Annotated in this window: 15 protein-coding genes, 1 tRNA gene, 4 pseudogenes and 1 other annotated feature; of the genes and pseudogenes, 13 read left to right on the top strand and 7 right to left on the bottom strand. The window is 38.6% G+C overall.

Annotated elements, in window-relative coordinates; genetic code table 11:
* Window positions 1-394: 394 nt before the first annotated feature.
* Window positions 395-471: transfer RNA gene (locus tag C9E88_RS06460), tRNA-Ile, on the bottom strand.
* A gap of 305 nt (window positions 472-776) precedes the next feature.
* Window positions 777-938, bottom strand: a complete 162-nt coding sequence (locus C9E88_RS06455; protein WP_155687858.1) for a hypothetical protein — start codon at window positions 936-938, stop codon at window positions 777-779.
* A 261-nt stretch (window positions 939-1,199) separates the two neighbouring features.
* On the opposite strand from C9E88_RS06455, the gene C9E88_RS06450 reads away from it, so the two are divergent.
* The gene (locus tag C9E88_RS06450; RefSeq protein ID WP_106986666.1) at window positions 1,200-1,763 is read left to right on the top strand and encodes a 1-acyl-sn-glycerol-3-phosphate acyltransferase; all 564 of its coding nucleotides are present in this window, start codon (window positions 1,200-1,202) and stop codon (window positions 1,761-1,763) included.
* Window positions 1,764-1,876: 113 nt separating this feature from the next.
* The gene (locus tag C9E88_RS06445; protein ID WP_106986667.1) at window positions 1,877-2,626 is read left to right on the top strand and encodes a YebC/PmpR family DNA-binding transcriptional regulator; all 750 of its coding nucleotides are present in this window, start codon (window positions 1,877-1,879) and stop codon (window positions 2,624-2,626) included.
* Window positions 2,627-2,708: 82 nt separating this feature from the next.
* Here C9E88_RS06445 and C9E88_RS06440 read toward each other — a convergent pair whose 3' ends face one another.
* The gene (locus tag C9E88_RS06440; RefSeq protein ID WP_106986675.1) at window positions 2,709-3,179 is read right to left on the bottom strand and encodes an Lrp/AsnC family transcriptional regulator; all 471 of its coding nucleotides are present in this window, start codon (window positions 3,177-3,179) and stop codon (window positions 2,709-2,711) included.
* A gap of 476 nt (window positions 3,180-3,655) precedes the next feature.
* On the opposite strand from C9E88_RS06440, the gene C9E88_RS06435 reads away from it, so the two are divergent.
* On the top strand, window positions 3,656-4,945 hold the full coding sequence (locus tag C9E88_RS06435; protein ID WP_106986668.1) for a phage tail family protein: 1,290 nt from the start codon (window positions 3,656-3,658) through the stop codon (window positions 4,943-4,945).
* Window positions 4,946-5,094: 149 nt separating this feature from the next.
* On the opposite strand, the gene C9E88_RS06430 is transcribed toward C9E88_RS06435, so the two are convergent.
* Window positions 5,095-5,859 carry a glutathione S-transferase family protein gene (locus tag C9E88_RS06430; protein WP_106986669.1) on the bottom strand — a complete coding sequence of 255 codons (765 nt, stop codon included), beginning with the start codon at window positions 5,857-5,859 and terminating at the stop codon, window positions 5,095-5,097.
* Between the two features lie 365 nt (window positions 5,860-6,224).
* Here C9E88_RS06430 and C9E88_RS06425 point away from each other — a divergent pair, with 365 nt between their 5' ends.
* From C9E88_RS06425 to C9E88_RS06385, 9 genes and pseudogenes are all read left to right on the top strand, one after another.
* Window positions 6,225-7,427 (top strand): SfnB family sulfur acquisition oxidoreductase, encoded by a 1,203-nt coding sequence (locus C9E88_RS06425; protein WP_106986670.1) that lies wholly within the window; start codon window positions 6,225-6,227, stop codon window positions 7,425-7,427.
* Between the two features lie 13 nt (window positions 7,428-7,440).
* Window positions 7,441-8,664, top strand: a complete 1,224-nt coding sequence (locus tag C9E88_RS06420) for an SfnB family sulfur acquisition oxidoreductase (protein WP_106986671.1) — start codon at window positions 7,441-7,443, stop codon at window positions 8,662-8,664.
* Window positions 8,664-10,085, top strand: a complete 1,422-nt coding sequence (locus tag C9E88_RS06415) for an LLM class flavin-dependent oxidoreductase (protein WP_106986672.1) — start codon at window positions 8,664-8,666, stop codon at window positions 10,083-10,085. Before C9E88_RS06420 ends, C9E88_RS06415 begins: the two co-directional genes overlap by 1 nt.
* 95 nt (window positions 10,086-10,180) lie before the next feature.
* A pseudogene (locus tag C9E88_RS06410) lies at window positions 10,181-11,023 on the top strand (MetQ/NlpA family ABC transporter substrate-binding protein).
* 10 nt (window positions 11,024-11,033) lie between these two features.
* A pseudogene (locus C9E88_RS06405) lies at window positions 11,034-12,103 on the top strand (methionine ABC transporter ATP-binding protein).
* Entirely contained in the window at window positions 12,084-12,743 is a 660-nt protein-coding gene (locus tag C9E88_RS06400) for a methionine ABC transporter permease (RefSeq protein ID WP_106986673.1), read from the top strand. Before C9E88_RS06405 ends, C9E88_RS06400 begins: the two are co-directional and overlap by 20 nt.
* A gap of 107 nt (window positions 12,744-12,850) precedes the next feature.
* Window positions 12,851-13,942 carry a redox-regulated ATPase YchF gene (gene ychF, locus C9E88_RS06395; protein WP_106986674.1) on the top strand — a complete coding sequence of 364 codons (1,092 nt, stop codon included), beginning with the start codon at window positions 12,851-12,853 and terminating at the stop codon, window positions 13,940-13,942.
* 428 nt (window positions 13,943-14,370) lie between these two features.
* Window positions 14,371-14,571, top strand: a pseudogene (locus C9E88_RS17780) (hypothetical protein); the annotation flags it as partial.
* A 59-nt stretch (window positions 14,572-14,630) separates the two neighbouring features.
* Window positions 14,631-15,864 (top strand): annotated as a pseudogene (locus C9E88_RS06385) (IS3 family transposase).
* Window positions 14,906-15,022, top strand: a sequence feature (AL1L pseudoknot). It overlaps the preceding pseudogene by 117 nt.
* A 230-nt stretch (window positions 15,865-16,094) precedes the next feature.
* On the opposite strand, the gene C9E88_RS06380 reads toward C9E88_RS06385, so the two are convergent.
* On the bottom strand, window positions 16,095-16,637 hold the full coding sequence (locus C9E88_RS06380; RefSeq protein WP_106986379.1) for an Mpo1 family 2-hydroxy fatty acid dioxygenase: 543 nt from the start codon (window positions 16,635-16,637) through the stop codon (window positions 16,095-16,097).
* Between the two features lie 103 nt (window positions 16,638-16,740).
* On the opposite strand from C9E88_RS06380, the gene C9E88_RS06375 reads away from it, so the two are divergent.
* On the top strand, window positions 16,741-17,451 hold the full coding sequence (locus tag C9E88_RS06375; protein ID WP_106986378.1) for a Crp/Fnr family transcriptional regulator: 711 nt from the start codon (window positions 16,741-16,743) through the stop codon (window positions 17,449-17,451).
* 153 nt (window positions 17,452-17,604) lie between these two features.
* On the opposite strand, the gene C9E88_RS17610 is transcribed toward C9E88_RS06375, so the two are convergent.
* Both C9E88_RS17610 and C9E88_RS06370 read right to left on the bottom strand, forming a co-directional pair.
* The gene (locus C9E88_RS17610) at window positions 17,605-17,754 is read right to left on the bottom strand and encodes a hypothetical protein (protein ID WP_165382507.1); all 150 of its coding nucleotides are present in this window, start codon (window positions 17,752-17,754) and stop codon (window positions 17,605-17,607) included.
* A gap of 389 nt (window positions 17,755-18,143) precedes the next feature.
* Entirely contained in the window at window positions 18,144-18,626 is a 483-nt protein-coding gene (locus C9E88_RS06370) for a hypothetical protein (protein WP_106986377.1), read from the bottom strand.
* Window positions 18,627-18,690 lie beyond the last annotated feature (64 nt).

Genomic DNA, 18,690 nt, shown 5'->3' with positions numbered 1-18,690 from the left:
CCTAATTTCTTAATTTCTACTTTGATACGACTTTTTTTTGATTTAAATCATTGACTAACAACATACACGCACGCTTATATGCAGCAAGAATCTCTTTTTCATTGGCTTGAAGAATCTCTTCATTACTTAAAGTGTAAAAAGTTATCAGCTGTATTGTAGATAGAATTGATAAATCTTCATTTAAATCACCAGACTTAATAATGTCAGATTGATGCTGACTCTATATTCTATCTTTACTTGGCGAAAGATTTACAGAGTGCAGAAATGGAAATATATAACTCATTGCTCAATCCTTTAAATAAGAAGTTATTATTTTTGTGCTACCTATTCGCTACCTATAATTTTTATATTAAAAAACCACTTAGGATTAATGCACCTAAGTGGTTGTTTTATATGGTGGGCCCACACAGACTTGAACTGTGGACCAACGGATTATGAGTCCGCTGCTCTAACCAACTGAGCTATAGGCCCTATATATACCGAAACTGTTATATTTCAACAAGTTCAGGCGAAAAGAATACTATCTAACATTGTTTCAAAAGACAAGTACTTTTCGCGCTTGTTGTACATTTTCAAAACATTTATAAAGTATCAAAACGACTGTTTATAAGTAACAGACTTTGGTTTTGAATCATATTTCTTTATATGTGCAAGCTTTGTTTTCTTTAAGTAATAGCTTTTAAGTCTAATTAAACATATATAATAAATACTTTATTTAATTATAAATAAAAAGAATATCTGTATCACTTCTCTAAACATTCAGCAAAATCGAACAATTAAGACTCAATTATTTCTTTCTTTTTAGATTCAAGTTGAATTTCGATCAAAGACCATACAGCAACTAACATAAATAATGCTAGAGCAAAGCTCAAAACGCTCATTAAAGTCATTTTTTTCAGTCTCCAAAAAAATTTAACCATAAAATCTGTCATAGGCATTCTTTACACCTAAGACAAAAGTCTAATAAGAATCTGACTGAATAAAAAGTGCAAAATCACGCATTTTAATATTTTTTTTATATCAAATAATATATTTAATGAATTAATATTTATTGACTTAGTTTTTTTTACTCTAAATAACAGGCAGAAATACGTCATTAAAACACGCATAAATTATTATCAAGCATACGGTTTTACTCTTGACTGTTGATTCAAACAGGAAGAAATTAAGCACTTTATTTCAACCTCTTCTTACACCCCATGCTGAATAAATTTATTGGCGAGTCTGCATTCAAGCTTGCAGGCTGGACTTATCATGTTGAACCCGATGTGCTAGAAAAAAAACAAGTGATTGTTGGCTTTGAACATACATCAATGATGGATGCTGTACTTTCACTAGCGCTTTTCAACATCTACAACATCAAGATACATACTTTAATAAAAAAAGAACTCTTTAAAGGCCCTTTCAAGCCTCTACTCAATGCAATTGGGGGCATTCCTGTCGATCGTAAAGCGAATAAAGATATTGTTTCTCAGATGGCTGAGCATTTTGCCAATAACGCAGAATTTAACTTGGTCATTGCTCCTGAAGCGACCCGAGCAAAGCGTGGCGAAGCGCGTAAGCCAATACGTACTGGTTTTTGGCACATTGCTAAAGCCGCTGGTGTACCCATTGTATTAATGTATGCTAATTCAAAAACCAAACAAGGTGGGATCTTCGGAAAAATCTATCCAACTGAACTCGACCATGACTTAGCTTTACTCAAAAAGCTTTATAAAGAAAATACTGGATTGGATATTATTATCCCAGAATCTAAAAACTAAATTTTTGATTGTTTAAAAACTCTAAGCTAAGCCCTTTATCAGAAAAAAGTGCTTATGGTAGAATTTGCACAATTTGATAGGCATAAGGCCAATCTACAAGGAGCATATTTCGCATGGCGGGTCATTCCAAGTGGGCTAACACAAAGCATCGTAAAGCAAAACAAGATGCGAGTCGCGCTAAAGTATTCACAAAATTTATTCGTGAAATCGTTACTGCAGCGCGTTTAGGGGGTGGCGATGTTGCTTCTAACCCACGTTTACGTGCAGTAGTCGAAAAAGCATTAGTTGCAAACATGACACGTGACACTATTAACCGTGCAATTGCACGTGGTGTTGGTGGTGAAGAAAATGCAGACCTAAAAGAAGTGACTTACGAAGGTTATGGTGTGGGTGGTGTTGCTGTTATTGTTGAAACAATGACAGATAACCTAAACCGTACGGTTCCAGATGTTCGTCACTGCTTCTCAAAAACTGATGGTAACTTAGGTACAGCAGGTTCTGTTGCCTACATGTTTACTAAACGTGGTGAGATTACTTTTGAAGATGTATCTTTAGAAGATAAAATCATGGACGTGGCTTTAGAAGCTGGCGCAGAAGATATTGAAGTTGATGAAGAAGAAATTCTAGTCATTACAACACCAGAAACATTTGGTGAAGTTCAAGATGCTTTAACTGCTGCAGGTTTAAAATCTGATAACGCTGAAGTTGTAATGAACCCTTCTACTAAGGCATTAATTTCAGATGTTGATCAAGCGAAGAAAATCGTAAAAATGATCGATATGTTTGAAGACCTTGACGATGTACAAAACGTTTATACAAACGTTGAATTTACGGATGAAGTTCTTGCTCAACTTGACGACTGATCAAGCTGAAAACGAGATACATCTAAAAAAACGCGCCAATTGGCGCGTTTTTATTTATTGCATATAAGATGAAGATAAGTCACTAAGCTTTGCTCAACAATCCTGTGCAATTAAATACGTTATATTCTTTAATCACAAAACTCGAATGCAGTGCGACCACATGTTCAATTTTTCCAATACGTTTTAACAATACATCGCTGTAATTTTCCATATCTTTTGCAACAACTTCTACAATAAAATCTGCAGATTGGCCCGTCACTAAAAAAGCATTAATCACTTCAGGAATACTTTCTAACTCTTCTAGAAATTTTGCAAAGGTGTCTGTGTCATGCTTACTTAATGATACTTGCAAGAGCACATGCAGACTAAAACCGAGTTTCTGATAATTGAGTTCTCGTTTTAATCCAGAAATAATATTTTGATCAATCAAGTGCTTAATACGGCGATGGACTGAACTGACTGATAAATTAATCCGCTCAGACAATTCATTAAGATTCAGATCTTCATTGGTTAATATTTCTAAAATTTGCTTATCAAAGCGATCTAATTCCATGCCTTGCTCCATCATAACTACAGCTTTATATACATTTATTTTGTTTTCGTACGACAATCACTTAAAAAGTGACATAAATAATTAATGTAAAGAAGAAAACGAGAAATGCAAATTTATTTTTCAGTTATTTCCATATTTTTCGAATTTTTTATCCCCAAATATCCTTTTTATAAAAAATAGCGTACTTGTGCCTTAATGTAAATCATGTAGATAAATGCAAAATTCAGCTTTAAATACGATACATCTGTATACCATTGGTCAGAATTTTTAAATCATCTGACTAAATACAGATTCTTTTATTTTCAGTTAATTAAAACAATATACAGATTATTTTTTGTGATGAACTTCTCTTTTTTTTATTTTTACTGGATTTTTCAATATTTTACATTTTAATTGAATCAGTTTAAAAAAGATTTGCTTTACAAGACCCCCTCAAAAATAAAGCAGATTAGAAAATAACAAGGAATGAATAAAAAATGGCAATTAAATTAATTAGCTTACTCAGCACTAAAATTAGTCCGGTTCTTAGCTCAAATACACAGCTCAGCAGTATTCAAAATAGTCTCAGTACTATTATTAACCCAATTAGTTCCATCATCAGTTCAATTACTAACAAACCAACGACGATTGACCTCAGTAGCTTATCAAGTTCTTTACCTAAGCTCATGAGTTTAATGACTAGTCTAAGCGCTAGTACTGCAAAGCCAACCCTGAATACAGATACCATCAATACGCTGATGCAGACCCTGCAACCTTTACTTCAATCAGCAAATGGTACTTCATCTATTAATCAAAGCCAGCTATTACAATCTTTACCTACTGTTGTAAATAGCATTACAACCTTAATCAATAGCTTCGGCAATCAAGGCAATGTATCAGATAGTGTTTCCTCTGCAATTACCGCGGTTAAACCACTGCTCACAATTTTAGCAGGTGCTAGTAGCAATACTGACGTGAGTCAAATTGTGAGCACATTAAGTAAAATCATTGATATTGCGCAGCCGATTATTCAAGTTGCAGGCAGTGCAACATCGGGTAATGTTGATTTTGGTGATATTGCCAAAGGTGCTACACAAGCATTAATGCCATTACTTGCATCTATCGATACAGGTAACTCCAAAATTGACATGGCACTTCTGCAAAAAGCTTTACCTTCAGTGATTGGTAGCGTAACAACCTTAGTAGGAACATTAACCAAAGCCAACGAAGGGAATATTCCAGAAACTATTTCAGGTGTGATCAAAGGGATTAGCCCTTTACTCAAATTACTGGCCGACAGTGGCAGTTTAGATACTGACCAAGTTACAACTGTGAATACCGTTTATAACTTACTGAACAGCGTAAAAGCGATTATCGACTTTACAAGCAATCCATCATTATTAACACTTTCTAGCGACCTAAATAATATCATTGACTCATTGAAACCAGTCATTGCAGTACTGGATCAAAAAGGTGATTTCAGCAACTTACTTGATAACGTACATATTCCAGACTTGGGCGACCTACTAGGTAGCTTAAGCAAACCATCTACAGATCAAAGCCACGATAGCAACAGCTCAACAACGACCAGCTTACCAAACCTTTCAGATCTTCTATCGAATGCAAGTGGATTAGGTCAGATTGACCTTAGTACAATTGCGCCACAATTAGGTGAAGCAGCCAATAAAATTGCTGGCTTATTAACTGGTAACATTCCTGAATTAATTACCACATTACCTTTGACAGCTCCTGTGCTAGATCTAAATACACCTACGTCTTATGTATAAGCTGTCTAGGCAAAGTATTTATTACTAAGTACTATTAAAAAAATGCACCTTCTGGTGCGTTTTTTTAATACTTTAAGTCAATTCGATACGATTTCAGCATTCTTTTTGATTTACCCTTAAACGAGTCTAAATCTTAATTAACAACCATATTAAACACCCCGCCAATCCACCCGTGCATTGCGTTCTGTTTGATATATTCGTTGTACATATTGGCCTAATGGAAGTTCCTGCAAGTAGGCCTTATAGTCTTTAAATTCATCCGACAATAAATCTTCGGATTCTTTTTCCCACGGTGTACCTGCAAGCTCTAAGATAGGTGCAAGCATCGAGCAAACTGCAATATCTGCTAAACCAATACGGTCGCCAACAAAATAACGACCACCCTGCTCAATAATTTTTTCATTCAGCTGTTCAATGAGCTGTTGCATCTGTGTTTTTGATTGCGCGACTTTGTCGGTATCAAGCTGATAGCCTTTGGACATAATCGCTTTCAAAATTGGTTTACTGTATTTTTCAAATTGGCGTAAGTAGCCTTTTTCACCAATTAAAATATCTAAAGACTCACCACCTTCATTCAGCACATGTGATAAGCCCCAACGGCGCACATGTTGCCCCAATTCAATTGACATTAAATTAATATCTAAAGCTTGAGTGCGTAATTGTGGATCAGCCCTCAGCAAGCCATGTTCTGGGTATTTTTCATCTAAATACAGTGCAATTTGCGTAGAATCGGCAACCCAACATTCTTCATCACGCAAAATAGGAAGTTTATTTTGACCTGTTTTAAGCTGAGCAAAAGCACGATGCACACCAGGCATCAAATTATGAGCAGTATATTCAAGCTCTTTATGGTCGAGTAGCCAGCGTGCTTTTTCACAAAAATGCGATAAAGGAAACTGGTATAAGGTGCGCATATATACTCCAAAAATTATTGTCTTACCCAATCCATGCGGACAAGTATTTTAGTCAGATACTTTAGACACTGCCTCGTTCAAAAACAATGAACTTTTTTTCCAAATTGCTGAATGTTTTGTCACTAAAGTTATTTATTTTTATACGATTTTATCGCATGAATATCTAAATTCAATATATACCGCTTGTTAAAAACTCTTAATAAATAATTAAATTCAATATATTTCATATACTTAATGTATACGTAAAATTAAAAAATTCAGCAGGATAAATTCATAGGACTTTTTTGCATAAGGTCATCGAAAACTCACATTTAATTATTGCAATCAGAGCAGTTAGCGTTTGGAGATTAAATATAGGTGCTCTTATGTCTCGTTTAACTGCCGATAATGTACATATTCTTGAAAATGACCAAGATGCAATTACAGCGACCTACCACGTAGCCGACTTTGCTTTAGAAGGTCGTAATCTTCGTGATCAAAAGCGTCAACTTCCATTTGCTGAAATTGAACTCTTTAGCCAAAAAGGCTTAGGTGCCATGCGCATACCCAAGCAATACGGCGGTGCCTTCATTTCAAATAAAACTTTGGCACATGTATTTCGTATTTTGAATCAGGCGGATTCGAGTGTCGGTCAAATCCCGCAAAACCAAATTAGCTTACTTAATTTGGTGGATATTATGGGCTCAGAAGAACAGAAGACCTTTATTTTTAATCAAATTCTGCAAGGCAAAAGACTCGCCAATGGTGGCCCAGAGCGTAATACCAAAGACAGTAAAACTCTCAATACTCGATTAGATATTGAAAATGGCAATTACATTTTGCAAGGCGAAAAATTCTATTCTACAGGCAGTAGTTTTGCCGACTGGTTAGCCGTAAAAGCCATTTATCCTGAAGGTCATGTGGTATTGGTTATTTTGCCTGCCAAAGCTGAAGGTGTAGAAGTCATCGACAATTGGGACGGTTTTGGACAACGCACAACCTCAAGTGGCACGATTAAACTCAATCAAGTTGTTATTGATCCATTTTTAATTTTTGATGAACGTAAACTCACTACACAGCCGAGTTATCGTGGTGCTTATTCACAGCTCCTACAAGTTGCTATTGATGTGGGTATTGCTGAAGCAGCCTTCTCCGACACCATCAGCGCGGTAAAACGTGCTCGACCAATAATTGATGCACAAGTGGAAAAAGCCAGTGAAGAACATTACACCCTACAAGAGGTGGGTAAGTCGGCAGTGCACTTAGATGCTGCGATTTTACTTTTGGATGATGCCGCTGAATATCTAGATGAACTTGATCAATTAACTCATATTACAGAAGAACAAGCAGCCAAGGCATCGATCTTGGTTGCAGAAGCCAAAGTGTATGCCAATGATGCGGCTTTACAGATATCTGAAAAATTACTCGAATTAGGCGGTAGCCGTTCCAGCTTAAGCGCACATCAACTCGATCAACATTGGCGTAATGCACGTGTGCATACCTTACATGATCCGATCCGTTGGAAATTACATGCCTTAGGGGATTATTACCTTAACAATAAACTCCCTGCCCGCCACGCTTGGATTTAAAGGACGACTCAACATGACCTCATTTCATAACCTTGTTTCTTTTCAATCCAATTCTGTAGCCAATGCCCATATTATTCGTTCAGATGCGGAAGCACTTGAAATTGCGACTCGATTAGCTGAGCAATTTCAGCACAATGCAATTCAACGAGATTCAGATCGACAACTGCCTTTCGATGAAATTGAAAGCTACAGCCAGTCAGGTCTGTGGGCCATTACCGTACCTAAAGAATACGGCGGTGCTGAGGTATCAAGTTATACCGTTGCGCGTATTATTGCACTGATGAGTGGTGCAGATGGCTCGATTGGTCAAATTCCACAGAACCACTTTTATGCCCTTGAAGTACTCCGCAATACAGGTACAGTGCAACAAAAACAAAAACTCTATGCAGAGGTACTCAAAGGTGCTCGCTTTGGCAATGCCTTGGCCGAGTTTAAAACCAAAAATTCCACACAAAAATATAGCGCAATTAGCGCTACAAGTGATGGCTTTGAAGTCAATGGTGAGAAGTTTTACTGCACAGGTAGTTTATTTGCACATCGTATCCCAACCCTCGTAAAAAATGCTGAAGGCCGTGAATTTCTTGCTTTTATTCCTCGTGAAAGTGAAGGACTAGAACTGATTGATGACTGGTCGGGTTTTGGCCAGCGCACTACAGGCAGTGGCACGGTTAAATTCAACCATGTACAGGTCAAAGCTGAAGATGTGATTGCATTTGATGATGCATTTAGTACACCTACACTTGTCGGGCCTTTTGCTCAAATTATGCATGCAGCCATTGAAACAGGCATTGCACGAGCTGCCTTTGAGGAAACCTTGCTACATGTACGCCAAGCCCGCCCGTGGATTGATTCAGGTGTAGATACTGCAACAGAAGATCCACTCACCAAATTTGAATTGGGTCGTATTGTTGCAGATGTCCGTGCGAGCGAAGTATTGCTTAAACAAGCAGCGCGTTCTATTGATGCCGCTAAACCATACCCTACTGTAGAAAATATTGCCAAAGCTTCACTGGATGTTGCTAAGGTTCGTGCACATAGCACGGATACGGCCCTCAAGGCGTCGTCTAAATTAATTGAACTCGCAGGTAGCAGAGGGAGTCAGCGCAGTGATGGTCTTGACCGTTTTTGGCGTAATGCACGTGTGCACACTCTACATGATGCCTCACGCTGGAAATATTATTTTATTGCAAACTATGTATTAAACGGTGTACTTCCACCTCGTCGAGGGACACTGTAATGACACAAATACCTGATAAAGAAATTATTTTAAATGCCTTTGATATGAATTGTGTGGGTCATATCAACCATGGCTTATGGACACATCCACGCGATGAATCACATCGTTTCAATGAGCTTAGCTATTGGACAGGTTTAGCTAAAACACTGGAACAAGGTTTATTTGATGGGCTGTTCATTGCTGATATTACGGGCGTATACGACGTCTATCAGGGCAATATTGATTTAACCTTAAAAGAGTCCATTCAATTGCCTAGCCATGACCCAAGTACTTTGGTTTCAGCAATGGCTGCCGTAACGCAAAATTTAGGCTTTGGCGTGACCGTCAATTTAAGCTATGAAACGCCCTATCAATTTGCTCGTCGTTTTGCCAGTTTAGACCATTTAACCCAAGGACGAATTGGCTGGAACATTGTGACAGGTTATCTCGACAGTGCAGCGCGATTAATTGGTCAAACTGGCCTACAAGACCATGACCTGCGTTATGAGCAAGCCGAAGAATTTTTAAGTCTCTGCTATAAATTTTGGGAAGGCTCTTGGGAACATGATGCTGTAATAAAAGATAAATCCCAGCGTATATTTACTCAGCCCAGCAAGGTACATGCAATACACCACCAAGATCAGTTTTATCACAGCCAAGGGGTATTCCAAGTGTCTCCGTCAGTGCAACGCACACCGGTTTTGTTTCAAGCTGGCGCTTCTGCACGTGGCTTAAGTTTCGCGACTCAACATGCAGAGGCAATGTTTATTGGTGCAGACCAACCCGCGAAAGTAAAACAGCAAGTTGAACAAATTCGAGCTCAAGCCCGTAGCCAAGGCCGCGCCCCAAATCAACTTAAACTATTGGTGGGTATTAGTGTAATTACTGCTGAAACCGATGAGCTCGCACAGCAAAAGCTTGCCGAATATATAAGTTATGCCAGTCCAGAAGCTGGCTTGGCCCATTTTTCAAGTTCAATAGGCATCGACCTCAGTCAATTTGCTGATGATGAAGCCATTCCCTATCAAAAAACCAATAGCATTGCGTCTGTAAATCAACGCTTTAAATCACAAAAAATCACACCAAATGATTTAAAAGCCCAATTAAAACTCGGGGGACGTTACCCCTTATTTGTCGGCAGTGGCGCCAGCATTGCCACGCAATTGATTCAATATTTAGATGAAACAGGCATTGATGGTTTTAACCTGACACGTACGGTTGCACCTGAATCACATCACGATTTTATTCGTTATGTCATACCTGAATTACAACAACGTGGGCGCTATAAAACTGCATATCGTCAAGGCAGTTTAAGACACAAACTTTTCCAAAATGGCGATTTACTTCCGCACACGCATCCTGTTGAACAGTATCGATGTCAACCGCAAGACACAAAAGCTGCTTCAGAAAAGGCTGCAACAAAAGTTAGCACCTTAGCTTAAACCCATAGCAGTAATGACAACCGTATGACGAAGTTGCACACATGAAAAGCGATCAACATCTATTAAAAATGCATTGAAAATAAGAGTATTCAATTATGGCAGTAAATACAAAAACCAAACTCAGCTTCATTGGGGTCATTGTCGCAGTGCTGGTCATTGGCCTTGTGATTTGGAATCAAAAGCGTAGTACCACGACAGACGAAATTGTGATTGGGATTAGTCCACCTTTTGCCAAACCCTTACAAGTCGCAGTCGATGAAGCGAAAAAAGATGGCATCAATGTTCGTTTGGTCGAATTTTCCGATTGGAACACACCAAACATTACCTTAAATCACGGGGATATAGATGCAAACTATTTTTAACATCAGCCCTTCTTAAGCAATGCCATCAAGGAAGCAGCTTATAAAATCAAACCGATTGCACATGGTATTGCCACACATGTTGGCCTGTATTCTAAAAAATACAAAAGCCTTCAAGATGTGCCAAATGGCGCTCAAGTGGTTATCCCAAATGACCCTGTTAACCAAGGCCGTGCGCTGTTGCTATTACAACAAGTCAAACTCATTGGCTTAAAAGATCCGAATAACCATCTTTCAAATTTGCAAGATATTGCCAGCAATCCTAAAAACTTCAAATTTGTTGAAGTTGAAGGCCCACAAACTGCACGCGCTGTGGATGAAGCAGACCTTGTCTTTAGTTACCCACATTATTTACGCCTTGCAGGTACGCTTGACCCAAATGATGCACTGGCTTTTGATGACACCACCAGCAACCGCTATGCCATTTTATTCGTGGTTCGTGATGACTATGAAACACAGCATCCAGAAAAAGCCGAACAATTAAAAAAATTCATCCATATTTATCAAAACTCAGCTCAAGTCAAACAAGCGATCAATGCTGAAGTGGGTGAAAAACTGTGGTTTGCAGGCTGGAAATAAGGAGTCAATCATGGTGAGTTTTGGTACACATAGCGAATTCGCACGCCCTGCCATTAAAATTCGCAACTTAAATAAATACTATGCTGTTCAAGGCAAGCAAGTGCATGCGCTTAAGAATATCAACCTAGATATTCCCAAGGGCTCAATCTTTGGCATTATTGGAAAAAGTGGTGCGGGCAAATCATCCCTCATTCGCACGCTCAATGGCCTAGAGCAATTAAGTGACGGGAGCATACATGTACAGCAACAAAATCTTGCAGAGCTTTCACATGCACAGTTAATTCAACTGCGCCAACGTATTGACATGATTTTTCAGCACTTCAATTTAATGTCTGCCAAAACTGTGTATGACAATATTGCACTTCCACTCAAAGTGTCTGGTTTTGCCAAAACTGATATCGATCAACGCGTAAAAGAAGTATTGCAATTGGTCGGCCTAGCCGATAAAGCAGATCATTATCCATCTCAATTATCTGGTGGGCAAAAGCAACGCGTGGGAATTGCCCGCGCTTTGGTTCATCACCCTGAAATTCTGCTTTGCGATGAAGCCACATCAGCACTTGATCCTGAAAGCACTTCAGCGGTGCTTAGTTTATTAAAAGAGATTAATCAAAAGCTTGGAATTACCATTGTGCTGATTACTCATGAAATGCAGGTCATTCGTGAAATTTGCGATCAAGTCGTGGTGATTGATCAAGGTGAAATTGTAGAGTCTGGTCAAGTATGGTAGGTATTTTCAAACCCACAGCAAAAGATCACGCAAGAGCTTTTGAGCTTAGAACAGCTGGATATACCGCTCAGTTATGATTTAGAAAAAACCAGCCAGCATCGTTTGAGTATTTTAAAACTTCGTTATGCCTCTACCCTTGGCCAGTCGCCAGACTTAAAACTAATCTTTGAACAATTTGATGCACCTGTACATCTCATACAAAGTCATGTGGACAGTATTCAACAGCACCTCATTGGTTCTTGATTGTCGCCTTAGCTTCTACCGAATTTGATCTAGATACCCTTTCTAGCAAACTTGCACCTTATATTGCACAAGTGGAGGTCCTCGGCTATGCACAATCAACTCATTGATTTACTCATTACAGGCACAATTGACACGCTGTTAATGGTCGGCTCATCTGCCCTCTTTGCTTTTTTGATTGGTTTGCCTTTGGCTGTCATTTTGGTTAGTACATCTGAATATGGCATTTATCCAGCCAAACATATTAATCGTAGCCTTGGCTGGGTGGTTAACCTTACACGCTCTGTACCTTTTTTAATTTTAATGGTCGCGCTTATTCCACTTACCCGCTGGATCGTGGGTACCAGTTACGGCGTTTGGGCTGCCGTTGTGCCACTAACTTTGGCAGCCACACCATTTTTTGCACGTATTGCGGAAGTCAGCCTACGTGAAGTTGATCATGGTTTAATTGAGGCAGCTCAAGCTATCGGTAGTAACCGCAAACAAATTATTTGGCATGTGCTTTTACCCGAAGCCCTTCCTGGCATTGTGGCTGGATTTACCGTGACCATTGTCACCATGATTAATTCATCTGCTATTGCGGGTGCAATTGGTGCAGGCGGTTTGGGTGATATTGCTTACCGCTATGGTTACCAACGCTTTGATATGCAAATTATGCTTGCCGTCATTGTCGTCTTGGTCATTTTGGTTATGCTGGTACAAGCCACAGGTGATTTACTCGCTGCACAGCTCGATAAACGTAAAATATAGACAACACCGTAAAAGCTTATATGCTCCCCTATGCAAGCCATGACTTTGTCATGGCTTTCATGTAAAATCGTCGGCAATTTTATATATAACACTGTGTGAGTTATTTCATGGGTTTTAATTGCGGTATTGTCGGCTTGCCGAACGTTGGTAAATCTACTCTTTTCAATGCTCTTACTAAAGCTGCTATTGCTGCTGAAAACTTCCCATTCTGTACGATTGAACCCAACACAGGGATCGTTCCTGTGCCAGACCCACGTTTAGACAATCTTACAGCGATTGTTAAACCACAACGTGTAATTCCAACCACGATGGAATTTGTCGACATTGCTGGTCTTGTTGCTGGTGCGTCTAAAGGTGAAGGCTTGGGTAACCAATTCCTTGCAAACATCCGTGAAACAGATGCAATTGCACACGTTGTACGTTGTTTTGAAGACGAAAATGTCATTCACGTAAATGGCAAAATTGATCCATTAGATGACATTGCAACCATTAACACTGAACTTGCTTTAGCTGACTTAGAAACTGTAACTAAAGCAGTTACTCGTTTAGCTAAATCTGCAAAAAGTGGCGATAAAGAAGCGATTGCAACAAAAGCAGTTTTAGACAAAATTTTACCTCTACTGGATGAAGGTAAGCCTGCACGTGCAGCAACTCTAGATGACGACGAGCGTAAATTGGTTCGTGGTTTTGGTCTACTGACTTTAAAACCAACCATGTACATTGCCAACGTTGCAGAAGATGGTTTTGAAAACAACCCACACCTTGAAGCTGTTAAAAATTTAGCTGCTTCTGAAAATGCAATTGTGGTTCCACTTTGCAACCAAATTGAAGCTGAAATTTCATTGCTTGAAGATGAAGACCGTGCAGAATTCTTAGAAGCTTTAGGCATGGAAGAACCAGGTCTAAACGTGGTTATTCGTGCAGGCTATGGCTTACTTGGCCTTCAAACTTACTTTACAGCAGGCGTACAAGAAGTACGTGCTTGGACCGTTAAAATTGGTGCAACAGCACCTCAAGCGGCTGGCGTTATTCATACAGACTTCGAAAAAGGCTTTATCCGTGCTGAATGTGTCGCTTATAACGACTTTGTTCAATTCAATGGTGAAGCGGGTGCAAAAGAAGCAGGTAAATGGCGTTTAGAAGGTAAAACTTACATCGTTCAAGACGGTGACGTTTTACACTTCCGCTTTAACGTATAATTTAAATACGTTACAAAAAGCACCTTCGGGTGCTTTTTTTGTAGCAATGCATTAATAGGTAGCCTATTTATAAATTAGTTACGAAGATTCAAGACAAACATTGAACAAAAAACAATTGAGAGAAAATGATCAGCAGAGTGGGTAAATACGGCGTATATTAAATTGGAAGTATGCTCAATCGATACATGTGTAGCGCCTATATATATATGTGAATTCAAAACGATTTAAATATAAATAAAACATTGAACCAATATACAACCGTATATATTTAAAGCATTAAAATGAAACCAAACTTAAGAGCAAAAATAAAATACATAGGCACACTATTGCTATCTCATACTTACATCAGAACTGTTGCAGATATACGACCCAATACGGCATATTTTAAATATTAGGCACCAACGCCCTTTGTTATAAAGATAAAAGCAATGAAAAAATTAAGCACAATAATCGCTGCAGGTGTTTTAAGTGTACTCAGTGCAACAGCATTTGCATGCCCAAAAGGCACCACACTCACAGGTGGCACAGGTGCAAATCATAAAGGTGGCAAATGTGTTGCCACTCAACCCGTACAAGCACACAAACAAAGCCTAAAAACTGAAAAAGCTGTTGCTAAAACAGAAGCAAAAGTCGCAAAATGAACCGTACCGGGTTTGTCGGAGACTCCGTATTCTGAGAGAATGTTCCGATGACCAAATTAAAATATACCCCTGAAATCAGAGAAAGAGCGGTTCAATTATTGATTGAATCTGAAAAAGACTATCCATCTAATTGGGCTGCGATCACAGCTATTGCGCCTAAGATTGGTTGTACTCCTGAAACACTTCGTGCTTGGCATCAAAAGCATTTAGATGAGCAAAATCCTATCAAAGTACAACAGATCTCTGATCAAGAAAAAATGAAGCAAATGGAACGTGAAATCAAAGAATTAAAGCGTGCCAATGAAATTCTGCGTAAAGCAGCCGCTTTTTTCGCCCAGGCGGAACTCGACCGCCCACACAAATAATGGTGGATTTTATCCATAATAATAAAGAGCTGTACGGAGTCGAGGCGATTTGTAGAATTTTACCGATCGCACCCTCAACCTATTACCGGACTCTAGATCTCTGCGAAAACCCAGAACATCGAGCAAAGCGAGATCTACATGACTTGCATCATGCTGAACAAATTAAACGAATTTGGAAGGAAAGTTCAGGTCGATATGGTGTACGTAAAGTTTGGCAAAAACTGAAACGTGAAGGCTATATTATTGCACGCTGTACAGTTGCTCGATTGATGCAAAAGCTAGGTATACAGGGTGTTTGGCGTGGGAAGAATAAATACACCACCCGTAGCCGAGATGATCAAAAAAGAGCGGATGATTTAGTGAAACGTAATTTTACTGCTGATTATCCTGACCCTTGCGAAGCAATGCTTCTCAGGTCGGTGACTTCACGTATATTCAAACTCATTCAGGCTGGGTCTATACCGCCTTTATTATTGATGTGTTCTCACGAGCGATTGTTGGATGGAAAGTATCAACACGTATGAATACAGACATGGTGCTCGATGCACTAGAGCAAGCATTGCATGACCGAGGTATGCCTAAGAATGTGATTCATCATTCAGATAGAGGTGTTCAATATCTTTCAATTCGCTATACCAATCGTTTAGAAGCAGCAAATTTACGAGCATCAGTCGGTACGACCGGTGATTCATACGATAATGCTTTGGCTGAAACAGTGAATGGGTTATACAAAACAGAGGTGATTGAATATTTAAAAGCAGACTGGCAAGGTTTAGCGGATGTACAACTTGCGACATTAAATTGGGTAGATTGGTTCAACAAAAAGCGTGTACACAGCGCATTGGGTTATGTATCGCCTTTTGAGTTTGAAGCAATGTACTATGATAAGATTAACCCGTTAGGTCACGTGGCCTAACTTAAATAAAAATGTCTCCGACAAACCCGGTACGGTTCAAAAACCGAGGCTCAAAAAGCCAATGTAAGTGCCCAAAAGGCCAAAGCTAGCGCAGAAAAAGCAACACAAGATGCTCATACCGCACAACACAACGCCAAAGTGGCAAAGTCGTAAATAAACTTAAATTACAAACACCAAAAAGGCTGATCTCAAATCAGCCTTTTTAACATGTAATTGTTATATATTTTACTTTATGACGCACTCACCGAATGCGCAACCTTCGCATCCATCAATGCACGTTGCTGATGTGCCTCTTGTAGCATTCTATGTTCCATGTCTTTTCTAAAACCGAGCATAAACACCATTTCAGCCAGTACAAATAATGGTCCAATGGCTAAGCCAATGACATCATCCATAAAAGCGGGTTTTTTCTTTTCATAAAAATGACCCACAAATTGAAATACCCAGCCCACAACAAATATTCCAATACTTGCACTCAACCAAGCAACCCAACCCCACTGTGCAATGCTATGTGCCAATGGATACATCAGGGCAAACACGAGCAACATAATGAAACCGAAAATACGGTCTAAGCTCAGATAGTACAAAATGCTTAATGCCATAATGACCAATGCCAACGTAATTTCTAGACCAGAAATCATGACGCCTGCACGTGCTGTTAAACAAATAATTGAAAATACAATCAAAGGAATACCCACAAAATGCGTCAGTATATTTTTATGATCTAAATGATAAGCCGCATATTGGCTCAGTAAGGTTTCAAGTTTAGTCATCGCCAGCATCCTTGTACGAGTAATGATTTCACTATATAAAAAGAGTACAAGCCAAGTTGTCGTATAGCCGACAACTGATAAAAATAAATGGATTTTTACCAGAATGTTAGATCAACAGTACCAGACACAACTCAGCAATAACTATTGGTATGCACAGCTCAGTCCAGAGCATCAGCAATATATTGCGACACATAGTCAATTACTTGAGTTTAATAAAGACCAAAATATCTTTTTATCTGGTGACGCCTTTAATGGCATGTATGCTGTTTTAAACGGCGCTATACGCTTAGGCTATATTGATATTCAAGGTAAAGAAGCCATAGCAGCCATTGCTGAACCCATTATGTGGTTTGGTGAAATATCATTAGTCGATCAACTGCCCCGCTCGCATGATGCAATTGCCTTGCAAAAAACTACAGTATTACATTGGCCAAGCCGCAGTATTCAACATTTACTCAATGAACAACCACAGTTTTGGTTTCATATCGCACAGCTCACCAGCCAAAAACTTCGTTTTGCATTTTTAGAACTGATTTCAATTCAAACTCAAAATATCCGCCAACGTTTAGCACAGCGTCTACTGTTTATTTTAAATGGCTATGGCAATCATATTACGATTGAGCAACGATCTATTCACCTCTCTCAAGAGCAACTTGCACAAATGCTGATCTGTTCTAGACAAACCATTAATCAAGCCCTTCAAGAGCTTGAAAAACTAGGCGTACTCAAAGTGGCTTTTCGTAAAATTGAAATTTTAGATTTAGCATTGCTTCATAGGATTGCACATACACTAACGATTCATGAACCTGAATAGCGCAATTCATTGTGTGTTGCTGTAGATCGTAGCGTTTTATATCATTTTTAATACCGAACAGATCAACTGGAATATTTTGGTGCAATTACCCGCACCATTACTGACATACTTATTGTTTTTTGATCAATTTAAGTGCGCTAATCTCATACAAACTTAAGATAAAAGCTTGCACACATCTACGCTATCAAAGCCATTTTGACAGTTTGCAACTTCATTTGATTGTTCAGTATTGCTGTTAGCACTGACATTGGTTGCCATACTCAACATAAGAACAGAAACCACACAAATTAATGCTTTTTTCATCTTAATCACCAATTCTATATTTAATTTTTCATACAAATAAATTTAAATTTCAGAGTTATTTTCACATAATTTATCAAATTGTGATAATTTATTATTTTTATTAACTTATAAATTAAAAATATCACTCATCGAAAATACATCTAAATAAAATTAACAATACACTTTTTAAAAATAAGTCCAACTATAAAAAAGATCATTTAATTCAGCCATATAGAGTTTATTATTCCTATTTTTTAAATTACACCAACCTATAAGCCACTCAATTCAATACTTTATCTAATCTTTTTTAAGTTTTAAAAATACTCAAATATGTAAAAAACACTACAAAAAAAAGCCGTAAAAATAAATTTACGGCTTTTTAACCATTGTATTCTGAGGCTCAATCAAGCTTAGACTCCAATTTTCTTTGGATCTGTATTGCCTAAATTAGGATTATCAATTGCACCCTGACACTGCTTTTTATCGCGTTCATAGTCAGCTTGCTTTTGTGCTACATCACTCGAACTTTCAAGCACTTCGCGCGCCCAAATATCTAAACTTGTGAGTGCTTTCCGGCATAAGGCATATTTGCCTTCTGTCACAGAATCAGTCATTTTGACATTAATGCGCCAGTCCGTACTCAATTTCCGCGCAGGCTTACGTACTTGCCCATCAAGCTCTGCAATTTTCTTTTCATAAACCAAGTGATCCACTTGATTAATCAGTTTCCATGCCTCATTGGCATATACCGTTGCATCATTCGTCAGTTTTGGTGCAGGCTTAATCACCACTTTTTCTTCAGCCTGATCTGAACTATTGCCACATGCTTGCAACATCCATACGCTGCACAGCAAAATAGTTGTTTTAAAAACAACTGACTTGAAGCTAAACATAGCGAATTCACTTATCCAAACATTTCGGCACTATGCTAGTAAATTCAGGTACAATACTCAACGT

This window comes from Acinetobacter cumulans, from assembly GCF_003024525.3.
Lineage (GTDB): Bacteria > Pseudomonadota > Gammaproteobacteria > Pseudomonadales > Moraxellaceae > Acinetobacter > Acinetobacter cumulans.
This window is presented reverse-complemented; position numbering and strand designations above follow the sequence as displayed.